Source organism: Arthrobacter sp. PAMC25564, assembly GCF_004798705.1.
Classification (GTDB): Bacteria; Actinomycetota; Actinomycetes; order Actinomycetales; family Micrococcaceae; genus Arthrobacter.
Window position 1 is genome coordinate 3,975,128 of the sequence record NZ_CP039290.1, and the last position, 18,328, is coordinate 3,993,455.

General features: G+C 68.8%; 14 protein-coding genes. 10 read left to right on the forward strand and 4 right to left on the reverse strand.

Annotated elements, in window-relative coordinates:
• Positions 1 to 85 precede the first annotated feature (85 nt).
• A complete protein-coding gene (locus tag E5206_RS18305) occupies positions 86 to 889 on the forward strand; it encodes a CPBP family glutamic-type intramembrane protease (protein WP_136323735.1) in 804 nt (267 codons plus the stop codon).
• Positions 890 to 974: 85 nt separating this feature from the next.
• Here E5206_RS18305 and E5206_RS18310 read toward each other — a convergent pair whose 3' ends face one another.
• Positions 975 to 2,063, reverse strand: coding sequence for an adenosine deaminase (locus E5206_RS18310; protein WP_240689832.1), 1,089 nt, complete (start codon positions 2,061 to 2,063; stop codon positions 975 to 977).
• A 48-nt stretch (positions 2,064 to 2,111) separates the two neighbouring features.
• Between E5206_RS18310 and E5206_RS18315 the strand changes: the two genes are divergently transcribed.
• Positions 2,112 to 4,724, forward strand: coding sequence for an excinuclease ABC subunit UvrA (locus tag E5206_RS18315; protein WP_136323736.1), 2,613 nt, complete (start codon positions 2,112 to 2,114; stop codon positions 4,722 to 4,724).
• A 40-nt stretch (positions 4,725 to 4,764) separates the two neighbouring features.
• Here the strand turns inward: E5206_RS18315 and E5206_RS18320 are convergent, their stop codons facing one another.
• The gene (locus E5206_RS18320) at positions 4,765 to 5,337 is read right to left on the reverse strand and encodes a hypothetical protein (protein ID WP_136323737.1); all 573 of its coding nucleotides are present in this window, start codon (positions 5,335 to 5,337) and stop codon (positions 4,765 to 4,767) included.
• A gap of 145 nt (positions 5,338 to 5,482) precedes the next feature.
• Between E5206_RS18320 and E5206_RS18325 the strand changes: the two genes are divergently transcribed.
• The 7 genes from E5206_RS18325 (at position 5,483) to E5206_RS18350 (ending at position 11,284) form a co-directional block, all read left to right on the forward strand.
• Positions 5,483 to 6,382, forward strand: coding sequence for an MSMEG_6728 family protein (locus E5206_RS18325; RefSeq protein WP_136323738.1), 900 nt, complete (start codon positions 5,483 to 5,485; stop codon positions 6,380 to 6,382).
• 129 nt (positions 6,383 to 6,511) lie between these two features.
• On the forward strand, positions 6,512 to 7,387 hold the full coding sequence (locus E5206_RS18330; protein ID WP_136323739.1) for a nuclease-related domain-containing protein: 876 nt from the start codon (positions 6,512 to 6,514) through the stop codon (positions 7,385 to 7,387).
• A 45-nt stretch (positions 7,388 to 7,432) separates the two neighbouring features.
• Complete coding sequence (locus E5206_RS18335; RefSeq protein ID WP_136323740.1) at positions 7,433 to 8,341, forward strand: SDR family oxidoreductase; 909 nt, start codon at positions 7,433 to 7,435, stop codon at positions 8,339 to 8,341.
• A 46-nt stretch (positions 8,342 to 8,387) separates the two neighbouring features.
• On the forward strand, positions 8,388 to 8,777 hold the full coding sequence (locus E5206_RS18340; RefSeq protein ID WP_136323741.1) for a DUF1622 domain-containing protein: 390 nt from the start codon (positions 8,388 to 8,390) through the stop codon (positions 8,775 to 8,777).
• Positions 8,778 to 8,818: 41 nt separating this feature from the next.
• Positions 8,819 to 9,595: a DUF2071 domain-containing protein gene (locus E5206_RS18345; protein WP_240689834.1), complete on the forward strand. Its 777-nt coding sequence runs from the start codon at positions 8,819 to 8,821 to the stop codon at positions 9,593 to 9,595.
• 78 nt (positions 9,596 to 9,673) lie between these two features.
• The gene (locus tag E5206_RS19865; protein WP_346763457.1) at positions 9,674 to 9,868 is read left to right on the forward strand and encodes a hypothetical protein; all 195 of its coding nucleotides are present in this window, start codon (positions 9,674 to 9,676) and stop codon (positions 9,866 to 9,868) included.
• Positions 9,869 to 9,871: 3 nt separating this feature from the next.
• Positions 9,872 to 11,284, forward strand: a complete 1,413-nt coding sequence (locus E5206_RS18350) for a DUF222 domain-containing protein (RefSeq protein ID WP_346763458.1) — start codon at positions 9,872 to 9,874, stop codon at positions 11,282 to 11,284.
• An 88-nt stretch (positions 11,285 to 11,372) separates the two neighbouring features.
• On the opposite strand, the gene E5206_RS18355 is transcribed toward E5206_RS18350, so the two are convergent.
• The gene (locus tag E5206_RS18355) at positions 11,373 to 13,799 is read right to left on the reverse strand and encodes a Tex family protein (protein ID WP_136323742.1); all 2,427 of its coding nucleotides are present in this window, start codon (positions 13,797 to 13,799) and stop codon (positions 11,373 to 11,375) included.
• Positions 13,800 to 13,847: 48 nt separating this feature from the next.
• On the reverse strand, positions 13,848 to 14,453 hold the full coding sequence (locus tag E5206_RS18360; RefSeq protein ID WP_136323743.1) for a heme-binding protein: 606 nt from the start codon (positions 14,451 to 14,453) through the stop codon (positions 13,848 to 13,850).
• A gap of 192 nt (positions 14,454 to 14,645) precedes the next feature.
• Here E5206_RS18360 and E5206_RS18365 point away from each other — a divergent pair, with 192 nt between their 5' ends.
• Positions 14,646 to 18,287, forward strand: coding sequence for a bifunctional RecB family nuclease/DEAD/DEAH box helicase (locus E5206_RS18365; RefSeq protein ID WP_136323744.1), 3,642 nt, complete (start codon positions 14,646 to 14,648; stop codon positions 18,285 to 18,287).
• The last annotated feature ends 41 nt before the right edge of the window (positions 18,288 to 18,328 follow it).

Genomic DNA, 18,328 nt, shown 5'->3' on the forward strand with positions numbered 1-18,328 from the left:
CACCGGATGGGCTATAGGGCACTGGCGCAGGGACGGGCCCGGGCGCACAATAGGCCATATCCGTCCTGTCCCCCCGGGAGTCGCCATGCTGCGCTTCACCGTCTGGCTGCAGCACCATCGTCTTTCGGCATTCTTTGTCCTGGCCTATGCCATCTCGTGGTCTTCCTGGCCCCTCTACGCCCTCGGGCTGATGCCGCAGATGGAGTTCGTGCCCTGCGGTCCCCTCGTGGCGGCGGTCTTCGTCACCGGCCTGGCGTGGGGCCGGAACGGGTTCAAGGCGTGGGGCCGCCGGCTCATCCGGTGGCGGGTGGGCTGGGCCTGGTACGCCGTCGCGATTCTCTTGCCTCCCCTGATGGCGCTCGTGACGGGTTTCGCGAATATTGCCCTGGGCGCCCCCGCGTCCGGGACGGCGGAAGTGACCTGGTCCGGGCTCCTGACAGTCTTTGCCATGCGGCTGGTTGATCCGCTGGATGGCCCCCTGGGCGAGGAGCCCGGCTTCCGTGGCCATGCCTTGCCCCTCCTGCAGGCCGGGAGGACACCGCTGCGGGCCGCCGCGGTCCTCGGGATCCTGGTCTCCGGCTGGCACCTGCCCCTGGTTGTATTCGGCCAGCTGAGCCTGATCGGGCTGCCCTCGACCTTCGTCATCACGTTCCTGTACGTGTGGCTGTTCAACCGCACCGGCGGCAGCGTGCTGCTGACGCTGCTCTTCCACGACAGCCAGGGCACCTTCACGGTAGCTTCCTTCGGCTTCGCCGGAGCCGACACCGGCCGTGCCGAGCTGATCTATCTGGGGGTACTCCTCGTCGCCGCACTGGCCACGATCCTTCTTGACCGGGACGCCTGGCACCCGTCGCCGGCGCCCGCCGTCGGGGTCCGTCCCCGCATGTAGGGGCTTCCCGAAGGCAACGCGGGGTCACTTACGGCCCATCCCGGGCCCCCGGATGGGCCGTAAGTGACCCCGCGTTGCTTGTCCGTCAGTGCCCCGACGCCGCCAGCTCGGCCAGCAGTTCCGTTTTGCGCTCCTCGCTCGCGAAGGAGGACCGGATCGAGTTCGCCGCCATACGCACGCAGTCGAACTCCGACAGCCCAATCACTGACTTCAGCTGGGCAAAATTGTCATCCACATAGCCGCCGAAATACGCCGGATCATCCGAATTCACGCTCACGTTCAGCCCCGCCGCGAGCATCGCCGGCAGCGGATGCTCCGCCAGGCTGTCCACCGCCCGGAGCCGGACGTTGGACAGCGGGCAGACGGTCAGGGGCGTAAGTTCATCGACGAGCCGTTCCACCAGCTCCGGGTCCTCCATGCACCGGATGCCGTGGTCGATCCGCTCCGCCCCCAGGACGTCCAGCGCCTCGATGATGTACGACGGCGGGCCCTCCTCGCCGGCGTGCGCGATCCGGTGCAGCCCGGCGTCCTTGGCCCGGGCGAAGAGCCGCTCGAATTTGGCCGGCGGGTTGCCGACCTCGGCCGAATCCAGCCCGATTCCGGCAATCGGTGCATCCATCGCCAGCAACTGCTCGAGCACCTCCAGCGCGGAATCCTCGGACAGGTCCCGCAGGAAGGCCGCGATCAGCAAGGTGGAGATGCCGAACTCCTGGTCTGAGAGTGCCAGCACCGAGGCCACTCCGCTGACGCACGTCTCCAAGGAGATCCCGCGGGAGAGGTGGGCCTGCGGATCCAGCATGATCTCGGCATGCCGCACACCGGCGAGCGCCGCGCGGGACAGGTACGCCCGGGTCATGTCGGCGAAGTCCTGCTCGGTCTGCAGCACGGCCATGTTGGCGTAGTACAGGTCCAGGAAGGACTGCAGATCCGTGAATTCGTAGCGGGCGCGGAGTTCCGCCAGGTTGGCGTACGGCAGCGTGATCCCGTTGCGCTCCGCGAGCGCGAAGATCAGCTCCGGCTCCAGCGTCCCCTCGATGTGCAGGTGCAGCTCCGCGACCGGCAGTACCCCAGCAACGTCCTCGAGGGCATCGGAAGGCTCAGGGGCTGCGGCGCCGCCAGGGCCGGTCACGGCCGCATCAGTGCCGGCGTCAGCGCCGGCGTCGTTAGGTTCCATCCGGCAAGGATAATGCCCGGGAGCACCGTCGCGGCTAGAGTCGAATCAATGCAAAGTGAACAGCATACTTCCAACCTGCCTGCGGCGGCCATCCCCGGGCTGGCCCCCGACCACCCCACGGACGGATTTGTCCGGGTGCGCGGCGCCCGGGAAAACAACCTGAGGAACGTGGACGTGGACGTGCCCCGTGATGCGATCGTCGCGTTCACCGGCGTTTCCGGCTCGGGCAAGTCCTCGCTCGCTTTCGGCACCATCTATGCCGAAGCCCAGCGCCGCTACTTCGAGTCGGTGGCGCCCTACGCCCGGCGGCTCATCCAGCAGGGGCACAATCCCAAGGTCGAGCAGATCACCGGGCTGCCGCCCGCCGTCGCGCTCCAGCAACGCCGCGGCACCCCCAGCGCCCGCTCCACCGTCGGCACGGTCACCACGCTGTCCAACTCGCTGCGGATGCTCTTCTCGCGCGCCGGCAGCTACCCGGCAGGCGCGGACCCGCTGGACTCGGACGCGTTCTCCCCCAACACCGCCGCCGGCGCCTGCCCGGAATGCCACGGCCTGGGCATCGCGCACACCGTCACCGAAGCCTCGCTGGTCCCGGACACCTCGCTGAGCATCCGCGACGGCGCGATCGCCGCGTGGCCGGGCGCGTGGCAGGGCAAGAACCTGCGCGACATCCTCACCCATCTGGGCTACGACGTCGACACTCCCTGGCGGACGCTGCCGCGGACGGACCGCGACTGGATCCTCTTCACCGAGGAACAGCCCGTGGTGGAGGTGACGCCCCAACGGGACCGGGTCGCCAAGCCGTACAAGGGCCGATTCTGGAGCGCGCGGAGCTACGTGCTGCACACCCTTGCCGATTCCAAGAGCACCACCATGCGCGACCGTGTGCTGCGCTTCATGGAAACCGGGCCCTGCCCGCGCTGCGGCGGCAGCGGCCTGAGGCCGGAGGCCCTCGCCGTGACCTTCGCCGGCAAGACCATCGCCGGGCTCAACGCCGTCCCCATGACGGAACTGGCCGAAATCATCCGCCCCACCACCGAGCTCACGTCGGCCGGGACCGCCTCACGCCGCCTGCCGTCCGGCGAGTCCTCCGGCCATTCCTCCGGCGAAGGCAACGAGGTGGCGGTTGCCATAACCCGGGACCTGCTGCAGCGGGTGACGGTGCTCCTGGATCTCGGGCTGGGCTACCTCGCTTTGGGCCGCGCCACTCCCACGCTCTCCCCCGGCGAGATGCAGCGCCTGCGGATCGCCACACAGCTCCGCTCGGGACTGTTCGGGGTGATCTACGTGCTCGACGAGCCTTCAGCGGGCCTGCACCCGGCCGACGCCGAGCCCCTGCTCGCGGTGCTGGACCAGCTCAAGTCCTCCGGCAACTCCGTGTTTGTGGTGGAGCACAACATGGACGTCGTCCGCCGCGCCGACTGGCTCGTGGATGTGGGTCCGCGCGCAGGTGAAGGCGGCGGCGAGGTGCTCTACAGCGGCCCGGTGGCCGGCCTCGCCGGGGTGGAAGCTTCCCTCACGCGGCCGTTCCTGTTCCCGGACGGTTCCACCGGGAAGTACGACGGCGGAGCCCGCGGCTCCGCGCGGGGCGGCGACCGGCGCCGGGAAGCAGCCGGCTGGCTGGAACTGCGCGACATCAGCCGGCACAACCTGCGTGAGCTTGATGCCAACTTCCCGCTGGGAGTCCTGACCGCCGTCACCGGTGTCTCCGGCTCGGGCAAGTCGACGCTGGTCAGCCAGGTCCTCGCCGAGGTGGTCGGAACCCGGCTTCGCCCGGAGGCCGGAACGCCGGCGGATAATGCGTCGCAGGACGAGGCCGACGCCGGTGGGCTCAGCGGCCCGTTGAGCGTCGGCCCGGTTTCCGGCCTGGACCAGGTGGACCGGTTGGTGACGGTGGACCAGAAGCCGATCGGGCGCACCCCGCGCTCCAACCTCGCCACCTACACGGGGCTGTTCGACGCGGTCCGCAGGGAATTCGCTGCCACCGACGCGGCCAAGTCCCGGGGCTTCGGCGCCGGACGCTTCTCCTTCAACGTCGCCGGCGGACGCTGCGAGACCTGCCAGGGTGAGGGATTTGTGGCTGTGGAACTGCTGTTCCTGCCCGGCAGCTACGGCCCGTGCCCCGAATGCCACGGCTCGCGCTACAACCCGGAAACCCTTGAGGTGAGCTACCGCGGCAAGAACGTGGCGGAAGTCCTGGCCATGACCGTCAACGCTGCCGCGGATTTCCTTGAGGGTGTGCCGGCGGCAGCGCGCAGCCTGCAGACGCTGCGCGAGGTGGGCCTGGGTTATCTCCGGCTCGGCCAGCCCGCCACTGAGCTTTCCGGCGGCGAGGCGCAGCGCATCAAGCTGGCCACCGAGCTGCAGCGCGCCCAGCGCGGCCACAGTCTCTATCTGCTGGACGAGCCCACCACGGGCCTGCATCCGGCCGACGTCGAACTCCTGATGGCGCAGCTCCACCGCCTCGTGGATGCGGGCAACACCGTGGTTGTGGTGGAGCACGAGATGGACGTGGTCGCTGCCGCGGACTGGGTGATCGATCTTGGGCCGGCCGGGGGCGACGCCGGCGGCCGGATCATCGCCGCCGGGACACCCGCCGCCGTCGCGCGTTCCACGCAGAGCCGGACGGCGCCGTATCTCGCGGCAGTGCTCCGCGGCTGAGGACTGTTCGGTGAATGAGTCCTAATTCTGTGACGCAGGCTCAGGCGGCCTGGGGCAGTTCGCGGACTATCCGGACTTTCCAGGCGGCGTCGTCGCTCGTGTCCAGGAGGGCCACGGTGCCCATGGCAAGGTTCAGCGCCACGCGCTTGGCGGCGAGCAGCTCGAGGTAGAGCTTTTCATTCATCCTGGGGGGAGCGTCGATGACGTACTTCACGGCGTCGCGGACTTTGCGGTAGTTGTCGCTGCTCTCACGGTGCAGATGCAGTGCCAGCATGTGGCGCTGCCGCAGCTTCGGTTCGTGCCGGTTCAGCCAGGACACCCCCGCGTGGACCCCCACCACGAGCGCGAGCGAGACGACGTAGATCTGCCAGCCGCTGGAGAGCAGGAACAGCGGAAGGTTGGCGATCGCAACGATTGCGATGAAGATCCGCAATGCCATCAGGCGCCGCATGGTCAGGGCCACGGAGGCCATGGCGGTCCGGAAGCCGTGCTGTTCCTTGAGGGCCGCGGCGGGGTCAAGGGTGAATTCTTCCAGCACTACAATGCCCTTTGCTTCAGGGCTGAGCATTTGTCCGTACTTGGGCGCAAACGGCGCCTCGGGGCTAATTGTCATGGTGTGTCTTCCGCAGCGCTGGGGGTGGTTAGTGATATTCTACCCGCCATCCTGCGGAGGGGCCTGCTCTGCGAACAAATGTGAATGCGCTCACCCGATCCCCGCTGTAATTGGCGCATTGGGCTCGGGGCCTCAAACTGGAGAGATGCAGACCTACCTCCCCTTCCCCGATTTCCAGCAGAGTGCCGCAGTCCTGGACCGCGTGCGGCTCGGCAAGCAGCGTGTTGAAGCGCTGCAGATCCTGCGTGCGCTGGTGATCCCCGAGTACGGCTGGCAGTCCCACCCTGCCGTGCAGATGTGGATGGGCTACGTTCCTGCGTTGACCCTGTATGGCCTGTCGATGGTGGACGAATGGACGGCCCGCGGCGGCGAGGACAGCACCCGCGGCAAGATCATGGAATTCGCGCCCCAGGCCGCGCACCCCGATTATGCCGCCAAGATCCCGATGCCGCCGTGGCTGGGCGATCCCGCGCTGCATCTCAGCCACCGTTCCAAGCTGATCGCCAAGGATCCGAGGTTCTACACGCCGCTGTTCCCGGGCACGGAACCGGATCTGGAGTACTTCTGGCCCGAGCCCAAGCATCTGCTGCTGCCGGAGGATCCTGCCGGGGACCGCATGTGGGTGCTCCGCCTGCCGGTCGGGGACATCGATCCCGAGCAGCTGGACACCGTCAGCCTGCCGCCGGTGGGCCGCGCGAAGGCGGCTGCCGCGGACGAGGAATACCAGTTCGTCTATGCCGACTCGGGTGCCCGGCGCCCGGCCAAGGTGCGCAAGCTTCCGCCCAAGCAGCTCGTCAAGAAGCCCACCCGGAAACGCCAGCAGCAGGAAGAAGCCTTCACCAACCTGCCCGGCAACTCCGTGGTGGCCATCCCGCTCCACGGCGGCGCTTCCTTCGCCGTCGGCAAGGTCCTGGGCCGGCCGATCACCGTGGAAGGCCGCTTCGCACGCAATTTCAAGGTGGACGAGGTCCTGGACCGCTCGGACTTCGATTACCCGGCGCTGCTGCAGGATCCGCGGCTCTTCTTCCCGATCCCTGCGCTGTAGGCGGATGGTCCTGCCCTTGTAATCCAGAGCTTGCGACTGGGAAAGTTACCGCCGTCTGAAATAGGGTGACAGCGAAACGTTTGCCTCCACCCGGGGCAACCGTGCACGCCATCAATATTGGGGGACGACATGGCTGCTGGAGACAGGGCTGCCGAGCAGTCGCGACTTGCCGCGGAACGCGTAGCCCGGCTCCGACGGGAGCTGGAACAGGCTGAACGGCACTCACAGGCATGGTCTGCGGGCGCGGCCGGGGAGGCGACGGTAGCGGCGAAGATGAGTGAACTGGCCGCAAGCGGCTGGCTGGATCTTCATGACGTTCACTGGCCGGGCAGGCCGAAGGCCAACCTTGACCACATCCTTGTTGGGCCCGGCGGGATCATCGTCGTCGACGCCAAGAACTGGAGCGGCAACGTACAAATCAGCGACGGAAGGCTCCGCCAGAACGGCTACCGGAGAGACAGGGAAGTGCTCGGGGCCTCACAACAGAGCGCCGCCGTAGCGGCGCTCCTGGAACCACAGCACCGTCGTCTTACCCAGGGCTGGATCTGCCTGGTGGCGCAGCCCGCCGTCGACGAGACCACGGAAAGTGGCGTCAGAATACTGGGGTTGGACGCACTCTGCCCGGCAGCCGCCCACCTCCCGCATGTTCTGGACGCTACCGAAGTCCAGGTCATTCACGCCCACCTGAACGAGCAACTCACGGGACCGGCAAGTCCTCCGCTCCTCACGACGGCGGAGTTCGCGGGCGCAGATGCCCCGGCAGCCGCCTTGCAGCAGTGGCGGCCCCGGCCCCGGGCCGAAGCCAACCTGGGTACGCCGCTGCGCCAGCCTCGACGGCAATCCAGGCGGCCAAGTTGCCTGAGAGCGCTGGTTCAGTTGGCCTTGCTGTTCGTCGGCGCATCCTTGCTGATGAACTTCGCGGCCAGTTATCGACCTGCTGCCCCGCCAACACCCGGCCCTGCTCCGACCGTGAGCCAGACAATCCAGACAATACCGGCGCGATAGCGGCCAGGTCCTGCCGCCCGGGCGAAAGCTGGCAGACTTGCCAGCATGACTGTACTTCTGGCCGGTTGCGGCGATCTGGGCACTGAGGCAGGGCTGCGCTTCGCGGCGGCCGGCCAACGGGTGGTGGGCTGGCGGCGTTCGCCGGAGAAACTTCCGGCTGCCATCGAAGGCATCGCGGCTGACCTGAGCTCCCCCGGGCTGCCACCCCTCCCGGCGGAGACCACCGCCGTCGTCGTTGCCATAGCGGCCGATTCGCCCACCGAGGAGGCCTACCGGGTAGCGTATGTGGACGGTTTGATGAACGTGCTGGACGCCGTGCTGGCTGCCCAGGGCGGCGACGGTGATGTTCCCCGCCGGGTGCTGTTTGTCTCCTCCACGGCCGTCTACGGTGACGCCGGCGGCGGTTGGGTTGATGAAAGTACGACGGCGGTTCCCGGCGGATTCTCGGGCCGCATCCTCCGCGAGGCGGAGGAACTGCTCTATGACCGGCTCCGCGGCACCCGGATCACACCCGTGGTGCTGCGGCTGGGCGGAATCTACGGCCCGGGACGGACCCGGCTGATCGACCAGGTGCGCAGCGGAACCGCGGTGGTGCCTGCCGGGTCACGGTTCACCAACCGCATCCACCGGGACGACGCCGCGGCGGCGATCGTCTACCTGTGCAGCATGTCCGATACGCCTGGGCCGCTGTATCTGGGCGTCGACAACGATCCGGCCGAGCTCGGCGACGTGCTGCGCTTCCTGGCCGCCGAGCTCGGACTCCCCCAGCCGCCGTCGGCCTCTTCCCTCTCCGCATCCGCGGGCGGCGGGTCCGCCGGCGGCGAGCCGTCCCGCGGCGGCAACAAGCGCTGCAGCAACGCGCTGCTGCGCGGCACCGGCTTCGAGTTCGAATATCCGAGCTTCCGGGAAGGATACCGGGCCATTCTGGCCGGCGTCGGCGTGCGGCACCCCTAAGGGAACTTCTGCTTCGGATTTCAGCAACTCTTCCCGAGGGGGAACCATGGATTTTCAACACATTATTGAGACAGTCGGAAGCTTTATGGACGTCGCCGGTGTGACCGTCATGGTGGTCGGCGCCCTGGTGTCCCTCCCGATGGCGCTGCGGGGATTCCAGCCCCGACGCCTGCCCGCCGGGTCCGAGCCGCTGTCCGTCTACCGTTCCTACCGGCAGTTGCTGGGCCGCTCCATCCTGCTGGGCCTGGAACTGCTGGTGGCGGCCGACATTATCCGGACCGTCGCCGTCACGCCCACCTTCGAAAGCGTCGGTGTGCTGGCCATCCTCGTGCTCATCCGGACGTTCCTGAGCTTCTCGCTGGAACTGGAGATCACCGGCCGCTGGCCATGGCAGAAACAGCCCGCTAGCTCCACCGCACCCGCTTCCGCCGGCTGATTTTCCTTTCCGCGGGATGACTCCGAGGCTAGGCTCGGCCCATGACTGAACGTCCGCCCGTCCACGGCCCCTGGCCGGAGCCGCCGGAGCTTCCCCTGCCCGTCATCATGGTCCAGCGGTGGACCGACGCCGTCTTCCTGCACTGGCGCATCCCGGAAGCCCTTGCGGCCGCCCAAATCCCCGCCGACGTGGTCCCCGATCTCTTCGATGGCTCTGCCTGGGTGGGTCTCATCGGCTTCCGGATGCAGGGCGCCGGACTGGGCCGCGGCCCCGGAATCCCATACTTCGGCAATTTCAACGAGATCAACGTGCGTCTCTATTCGCGGGGGCCCGACGGCACGCGCGGGGTAGTTTTCCTGAGCCTGGATGCGTCCCGGCTGGCGGTGGTCCTCGCCGCCCGCTCCGCCGGGATCCCCTACATATGGTCCCGCACGGGCTTCACGCAGGCCCCGGCGGACGCTGCGGACCGGTCGGACCGGTCCATCGGGTATTCGGTACACAGGTTCCAGGGCGGCCCCCGGAGTGATTTCGCGGTGTCCCCCGAGTTCGACGTCGAAGCCACAGATCCGTTGTCCGTCCACCTCACAGCCCGGTTCGGTCTTCACACCCGCTTCCGCGGCCGCACCCTCTATGTTCCCAACACGCACGGCCCCTGGCCGCTGCACCGCGCCCGTGTCACGGCACTCGAGGATCAGCTGGTGCAGGCGGCGGGGATTGAAGTGGCCGGCCCGCCGGAATCTGTGCTGTTCTCCCCCGGAGTCCGGACGGCGTTTGGCCGGCCCCAAGTACTGGAGCAGCCCCGATGGCAGCAGCTCTGACGCTGGGAGCGGCCGGGTGCGGATCGGGTCGGGTGCGGGGCCGCTGATACTGTCGTGGCCCGGCAGTAGTGTGAAGTCATGGAAGCCATCGGGGGTTTCGTCTCCTTCGCGGAAGCCGGGCAGGGCACGCAGCCTGTGCTGGGGGATGCCCTGGGTTTGCTCCGGATACTGGGCGCGACGGCGGTGCAGGACGCGGCGCTTTGGGGGTTCCGGGCGGCGGCGGACTTCGCGGGGGACGTGGAGGAACTCTCGCGGACCGTGGAGTATCTGTAGCTCGTGGCGGCGGCGGCGGTGGACCGGACCAGGAACCAGGCGGCCGCGTCCGCCGGTGCGGGGACGGGTGCCGGCTGGCTGACCGGCTGGAAGGACCAGCCCGGCATACCGGCGGGAGTGGAGGCAGCCCCGGCGGGACCGGCGGGTCCTGACCAGGGGCCGCGGGAAGTCCTGGACGACGGCTTCCGGAACACCACGGACTTCCTGCGGGCCCGGCTGCGGATCAGCGCCGCGGAGGCCCGCCGCCGGCTCGCCCTGGCCGGGAGCGTCCTTCCGCGCAGGGGCCTGGCGGGCCGGCCGCTTCCTGCCGTCCACGCGGAGCTCGGCGCCGCGCTGGCGTCCGGGACCGTCGCCTCCCGGTCCGCGACCATCATCACCGTGGCCCTGGACCGTGTCCGGCCGTGCTGTGATGCCGCGGCTGCGCTGGAGATGGAGCATGCTTTGACGCGCACCGCCGCGGAGAACGATCCGGATTTCCTGGCACGGATCGCGAGGCGCTGGACCGACGCCCTGGACCAGGACGGTACCGAACCCTCCGAAGAGGCGCTGCGCCACCTCCAGGGCGCCTTCATCCGCCGCACCCGCCACGGCCTGCACCACCTCGAGATCTTCGCGACCGCCGACCAGTTCGAACACCTCCTCACCGTCATGAATACCGCCACGAACCCGCGGACCAGCGGCGCGGACGCTGCAGAACCCGGCAGCCGGCACCCTGCCACGGACCCCGCCGGTCCCGGAACCGGCCGTTCCCCCGGCGGGGAGGAGAATGATTCCGGCACGGCGGGGCTGGACCGCCGCTCGCGGCCGCAGAAACTCCTCGACGGCCTCGTCGGCGCCTGCAAAATCGCTTTGTCATCCGGGCCGCTGCCCGCCGCGGGAGGACTCCGCCCCCAGGTCATGGTCACGATCGGCTACCGGGACCTCCTGGACCGCCTCGGACACCCAGCCAGCACCGCGGCCGGCAGCCCACCAGGCGCGGCCCCGGCGCCGTCGAACACCGGAACCCTGCCGTTCACCGGACCCGTCACAGCCTCAACCGTCCGGAAGATCGCCTGCGACGCGGACATCATCCCGGTCCTCCTCGGCGGGGAAGGCCGGATCCTGGACATCGGCCGCGCCGCACGGATCTTCCCGCCCCACATCCGCAAAGCCATCACCGCCCGGGACCAGGGCTGCACCTTCCCGGGCTGCACCATCCCGGCACCCTGGTGCGAAGCCCACCACATCAGCTACTGGTCCCGCGGCGGCACCACAAGCACAGAGAACGGGACGCTCCTCTGCTCCCACCACCACCACCTGGTCCACAAGGAACAATGGACCATCCAGAACCGCACCGGCATCCCCTGGTTCATCCCGCCACCCCACCTGGACCCGCGCCAGAAGCCACAACGCAACCACTACTTCCGCCTTGAATGACGCCGCACGTGCCGGCTCAGGAAGCCGGCACGAACAGGAGTCGGGTGCCCGGCTCGAACGGCACGGCGCCTTGGGCCGGGACGACGCTCTATTTCCCGAGGCCTGCCTTCCGGAGCGCTTCGGCCATCGCGGTGTTCACCGGTGATGGTTTGGGCTGCGGCTCTCTGGCGGGTGCGGGCCCTTGCCTCGAGGGCGCCTTCGAAGGCGCCTGTGAAGGGCTCTGCTGTGCACGCTCCGGCTTGGAACCCGGATGTCCCCCGGAAGCTGCCGGTTCGTCGTCGAGCCTCAACGTCAGGGAGATGCGCTTCCGCTCCGGATCCGCCTCCAGCACCTTGACCCGGACAACCTGCCCGGACTTGACCACCTCGCGGGGATCGGAGACAAAGCGGTTGGCCAGCGCGGACACGTGCACCAGCCCGTCCTGGTGCACGCCGATGTCAACGAACGCGCCAAAAGCTGCCACATTGGTCACCGTACCCTCCAGCACCATCCCGGGCCTGAGGTCGGAGATCTTCTCGATCCCCTCCGAGAACGTTGCTGCCGCAAACGCCGGCCGCGGATCCCGGCCGGGCTTCTCCAGCTCGGCGATGATGTCTCGCACCGTCGGCAGGCCAAAGGACCCGTCGACAAAGTCCTGCGCATTCAGCGTCGAGTAGCTTCCGCCGGAGGCTCCGCCGCCGGCCCCGCCCGCCGCCGCCCTGATCTTCCGCGCCACGGGATAGGCCTCCGGGTGGACACTGGAGGCATCCAGCGGCTCCGCTCCCCCGGTAATCCGCAGGAAGCCCGCGCACTGTTCGAACGCCTTGGCGCCGAGCCGCGGAACTTTCTTCAGCTCGCTGCGCTTGTTGAACGGGCCGTGCTCGTTCCGGTACGCCACGATGTTCTCGCTCAGCAGCGGTCCGACGCCGGCCACCCGGCTCAGCAGCGCCGGCGAGGCGGTGTTGACGTCCACGCCCACCGCGTTCACGCAGTCCTCCACGACGGCGTCGAGGCTGCGGTCGAGCTTCGCGGCCGTGACATCGTGCTGGTACTGCCCGACGCCGATCGATTTCGGCTCGATCTTCACGAGTTCGGCGAGCGGATCCTGCAGGCGCCGCGCAATCGAGACCGCCCCGCGCAGGGACACGTCCATTCCCGGCAGTTCCGCCGCGGCCAGCGCCGACGCCGAATACACCGAGGCGCCGGCCTCGGAGACGACGAGCTTCTGCGGCGCGGGGGCCGAGCCCGGCTGCCCCGAGAGCTGCTTGATGAACTCGGCGGCGAGCTTGTCCGTCTCCCGCGAGGCAGTGCCGTTGCCGATCGCCACGAGTTCGACGGCGTGCTTCCGCGCCAGGCCCACGAGCGTCCGCAGCGCCTCGTCCCACTTCCGGACGGGCGCGTGCGGGTAGACAATGTCCGTGGCCACGACCTTGCCGGTGCCGTCCACGACGGCGACCTTTACCCCCGTGCGCAGCCCGGGGTCCAGGCCGAGGGTGGCCCGGTTTCCGGCTGGCGCGGCCAGCAGCACGTCCCGCAGGTTGGCGGCGAACACACGGACGGCCTCGTCCTCCGCGGCGGCGAACATCCGGCTGCGAAGATCGCCCGTCAGGCGGGCCAGGACGCGTGAACGCCACGCCAGCGCGGCGGTCTGCAGCAGCCAGGCATCGGCGGGCCGGCCGCGGTCGGCAACCCCGAGGAACCTGGCCACGGCGGCTTCGTAACGGCCACGCGCGGCGGCCAGGGCGGCGTCGTCGGACGGCTCGGCCTCCGCGAGGTCCAGCTCCAGCACCCCGTCCTTCTCCCCCCGCAGCAGGGCCAGCACCCGGTGCGAGGGCATTCCGGACGGCGCCTGGGAGAACTCGAAGTAGTCCTTGAACTTCTGGCCCTCGGTTTCCTTGCCCTTCTTCACCCGGGACACCATCCGGCCCTGCGTCCACAGCCGCTCACGCAGGGACTCGGCCAGGTCGGCGTCCTGGGCCACCCGTTCCACCAGGATGGAGCGGGCCCCGGCGAGCGCCCCGGCGGCGTCGGCGATGGCGTGCTCCGGGTTGAGGTACTTGGCGGCTTCACGCTCCGGGTCCAGCTCCGGGCGCTTCAGCAAGGCCTCGGCGAGGGGTTCCAGACCGGCTTCGCGGGCGATCTGCGCCTTGGTGCGCCGCTTGGTCTTGAACGGCAGGTAGATGTCCTCCAGCCGCGACTTCGTGTCCGCGCCGACGACGGCGGCCTGCAGCGCCGGGGTCAGCGCACCTTGCGCGGCAATCGCTTCCAGGATGGTCCGACGGCGGTCCTCGAGTTCGCGCAGGTAGCGCAGCCGCTCCTCCAGCTCGCGGAGTTGCGTGTCATCGAGCGTGCCGGTGGCCTCCTTGCGGTACCGGGCGATGAAGGGCACGGTGGACCCGGCGTCGAGCAGGTCAACGGCCGCCTTCACCTGCCAGGCCTTGACGCCGATCTCCTCGGCGATCTGGGCGGCGATGCCGGACTCCTGGCTGGGCGGGGTCTGGGCGGAGGTGGAAGGGCGCTGCGGAAGTTGGCTCACCAGCCCATTTTGCCCTACCGCCACTTTTTTGCCTTAACGCGTTGTGTCTTAGTGCGTACCGCCCCCAGGCTGCATGCCGGGACCGGTGGGGAACTCCTCCACGTCCTGCAGGACTTCATTGTGGCGGAGGAACCAGGGCTTGAACGGCGGATCAAAACGGGCAAACCGCGGCAAGCCCGTGGCGGTCAGCGCGGCCGCGGCGATCGCGGCCTGCAGTTCCCGGTTCCGCTTCTCAAAGGTTGATTTTGATCCGCTGCCGGAAAACCCCACGACCGCGGCAAGCGCGGTGGGAACGGTCCCGATCCTGACTTCCGGATCTGCCGGAACCGGAGCGGTCTCTTCGGTCATGTCTGCGGGCAGCACGAACGACACCACGAACTCGCCTTCCTCCAGCGAACCTCGCTGAAGGACGGGTGCCGTCATCGGCACCTTTTGCGAGCGCGCGAAACCCTGGATCACGGGGGCTGTCATCGCCAGGGTCTGCCGGGCGGTGTTGTTGCCGCTGATGTAGTTGAACAGCTGGCGGAAGGCGAGGTTGCCTGCCCGGTCGAAGGACGAGCCTACCGTCACCTCGGCCACCACATGCGGTGGATAACGGCGCAACTCGAAGTCCGGAAAGCGCTGCACAAGCTCGAAGGGCTGCTGTTCAGTCATGGTCCTCAGACCATACGCCGCGATCGGGAATCGGGCCAGCAACTGGTGTTGCCGGCCGGTGCGACGGGCTGGTACGACGGCGGTCGGGCCGCCCTGGTTGGCCGGCTCAGGGGGCGGCGTGGATTGTCAGGGGGCTTTGATAGCTTGGCAGGAAGAGATCAATGGCAACGGGGCCGAAACCACGGGGGCACAGTGTTTCTTCTTGAACCGGAAGTTCCAGGTGCTGAACAGGACCTGGTCTTTTCGGCGAGCGATCTGGTGGTGGCAGCCAGCTGCGAATACCAGCTGCTGCGCAAGCTCGACGAGACGCTGGGCCGGTCCGCCAGGCCCGAGTTCGGCGTCGACGAGATGCTGGAACGCACCGCCAGACTGGGCGACGTCCATGAACACAAAGTCCTGGACACCTTCCTCGAGGAGTTCGGGGTATGGGACCCGGCCAGCGGCCACGGTGTCTACGATGTCGTCCCCGCCGAAACCATGGACCGCGCCACTCTCCTGGCCAAGCACCACGAATCGATTGCCGCCCTGCGCTCCGGAGCCGACGTCGTGTTCCAGGCAGCCTTCTTTGACGGCCGGTTCCACGGGCGCTCCGACTTCCTGGTCCGGCGGCCCGACGGCAGCTACGCCGTGTTCGACACCAAACTGGCCCGCCACGCGAAGGTGACAGCGCTGCTCCAGCTCGCAGCCTACGGGGACCAGCTGCTGAAGGCGGGGATACGGCCGGACCCCGCGGTCACGCTGGTCCTGGGCGCCACGGTTCCTGCCTCCGGCGGCGGCTTCGACTACGTCCGCAGCAACCACAGGCTCTCAGAGATCCTGCCCGTCTTCCGCGAGCGGCGGGACCGTTTCCTGGCCCTGGCCTCGGCGCACCGGCACCAGCCCGGGACGGCGGTGTGGGGCGCCCCCGGCATTACCGCCTGCGGCCGCTGCGACTACTGCCAGGAGCGGGTCCAGGCCACGGATGATTTGCTGCGTGTGGCGAGGATGAATTCCGCGCAGCGCAAGAAACTCCACGAACAGGGCATCTTCACCGTCCGGGAACTGGCGGAAGCCAGCCTTCCCGGCGCGAACGCCTCGCTGCGGCGCCTGCAGGACCAGGCCAAGATGCAAAGCGGCGCCGGCGGCTCCGATGGCGGCGTCCGGTACCTGAAAGACGGCGAAGACCACAGCATCCGCTACCGGGTGGTCCCCGAACACACCCTGGCTGAGTTGCCGGCGCCCAGCAAAGGCGACATCTTCTTCGACTTCGAAGGCGATCCCCTGTGGCAGGAAAACGCCACCGGCGTCTGGGGGCTCGAATACCTGTTCGGCGTGATCGAAGCGCCCACCGGGGCCGGCGGACCGGGAATCTTCAAACCGTTCTGGGCCCACAGCAGGGAGGCGGAGAAGCAGGCGTTCCTGGACTTCCTGGACTATGTCGGGAAGCGCCGGGCCAGGTATCCGGACATGCACGTCTACCACTACGCCCCCTACGAGAAGACTGCCCTGCGCAAGCTCTCCGTCATGCACGTCGCCGGCGAAGACACCGTGGACCAGTGGTTGCGCGACGGCCTCCTGGTGGACCTCTACCAGAGCGTCCGGAACAGCATCCGCATCTCGGAAAACTCGTACAGCATCAAGAAACTCGAACCCCTCTACATGGGGACGAACCTGCGCTCCGGGGATGTTAAGGATGCCGGCGCCTCCGTTGTTGCCTACGCCCAGTACTGCGAGGCGCGCGACGCCGGCCGGGATGCAGAGGCCGCCAAAATCCTCGCCGGCATCTCCGACTACAACCGCTACGACTGCCTCTCCACGCTGGAGCTGCGGAACTGGCTGCTCGGACTGGCCCGCGAGCGTGGGATCACGCCCGGCCGCCGGGCACCTGCCGGCGCCAACGGCGATGCCGCAGTTTCCGCCCCGGACCGCGGCACGGCTGCCACGCTGGACGACGGCGGCGCAGAAGATGCCGCCGTGAGCTTTGCGGAACGGGAGCTGGCGGACTTGGCCGGACCCGGCGTCGGCCTGTCCGATGCTGACCATAAGGCGGTGGCAATGCTGGCGGCGGCCGTGGGCTACCACCGCCGCGAGCGCAAAGCCTTCTGGTGGGCACACTTTGACCGCTGCGAAAACGGCCCGGACACGCATCAGCAGGACCGGAACGTCTTCCTGGTCGAGCAGGCAGAGGTTCTGGAGGACTGGCGGAGGGACGGCGCCAAGCTTCCGGAACGCCGGGTCAAGCTGACCGGCACGGTGACCCCCGGCTCGGACCTCCGGGAAGGCAGCACCTGGTTCCGCATGTACGAGCCTCCCCTCCCGGCCGGCCTCGAGGGCACCGGCATCGACGGCACCGGCCGCAACGGCTGGTTCGGCACCGAGGTCCTGGAACTCGGCGACGAAGATGGGAAGGACACCGTCGTGATCCGGGACAAGCTCCGCCGGAACATCGAGCCCTACACCCAGCTGCCGGTCGCGCTGACCGAGGACCAGCCGCTCCAGACCAGGGGCCTCGAGGAAGCGCTGGCCGTCCTGGCCGACGACGTCGCCGGAGGCTTGCGCGCGGACGGGGCTGTGTCAGCGTTTCCGCGCCATCCCGCCGTGGACCTGCTGCGGCGCGTTCCGCCGCGGCTATCAAACGGCGGAGCCCTGCCGGCGCCCGGCAACGGACCGGACGGTTTCATAGCCGCCATCACGGAGGCCGTGGCCGCCTTGGACCATTCCTATGTTGCGGTCCAGGGTCCCCCGGGAACCGGGAAGACGCATGTGGGCTCGCACGTCATCGCCCGGCTGGTGGCCCGCGGGTGGAAGATCGGCGTCGTCGGGCAGTCCCATGCCCTGGTGGAGAACCTGCTCAAAACCGCCGTCGGCAAGGCCGGCGTCGACCCCGCCCTGGTGGCGAAGGACGTGAAGCACCAGGAGGCCCTCCCCTGGGGCCAGCGCACCGCCAAGGACGTCTCCCGCCTGCTCGGCTCACCGGGCGGCGCTCTGGTGGGTGGCACCGCCTGGACGATGACCGGCGCCATCGTTCCCGCCGGGTCGCTGGACCTGCTGGTAATCGACGAGGCCGGCCAGTTCTCCCTGGCGAACACCCTGGCCGTGGCGCAGGCGGGCAGCCGGCTGCTGCTCCTGGGCGACCCGCAGCAGTTGCCGCAGGTCAGCCAGGGCGCCCACCCCGAACCCGTCGACGAGTCCGCCCTGGGCTGGATTTCCGCCGGCCATGCCACGCTTCCGCCGGAACTCGGGTACTTTCTCCCCGACTCGTGGCGGATGGCCTCGGCGTTGTGCCATGCCGTGTCCGAACTCTCCTACGAGGGCCAGCTCCGCTCGGCCCCCGCCGCGGATCTGCGCCGCCTCGACGGCGTCCCGGCAGGGATCGAAACCGTCCTGGTGGAACACGGCGGCAACATCACCTCGTCCCCGGAGGAGGCAGCCGAAGTGGTCCGGCAGGTGCGGCGGCATCTGGGACTCCAGTGGCACGGCCCGGACGGCAGCCGCCCGCTGCAGGCCGCCGACATCCTGGTGGCGGCGGCCTACAACGCCCAGGTCAACCTGATCCGCGAGGCCCTGCTCGGAGCCGGCCTGGCCGGGGTCCGGGTAGGGACCGTGGACAAGTTCCAGGGCCAGGAAGCCGCGGTGGTGATCGTGTCGATGGCCTGCTCGGCCGTGGCGGAGGCTCCCCGCGGGATGGAGTTCCTGCTCTCGCGCAACCGGATCAACGTGGCGGTCTCCCGCGGCCAATGGCGGGCCGTGGTGGTCCGCTCGCCCGAACTGACCAACTACCTGCCCACACACCCGGAGGGCCTGGAGCAGCTCGGCGGCTTCATCGGCCTGTGCCAGCGGTCCGTAGCTTCCTGAGGCTTCCGGGCTACCTCCTGGGGACATGCCCATTCTTTGAT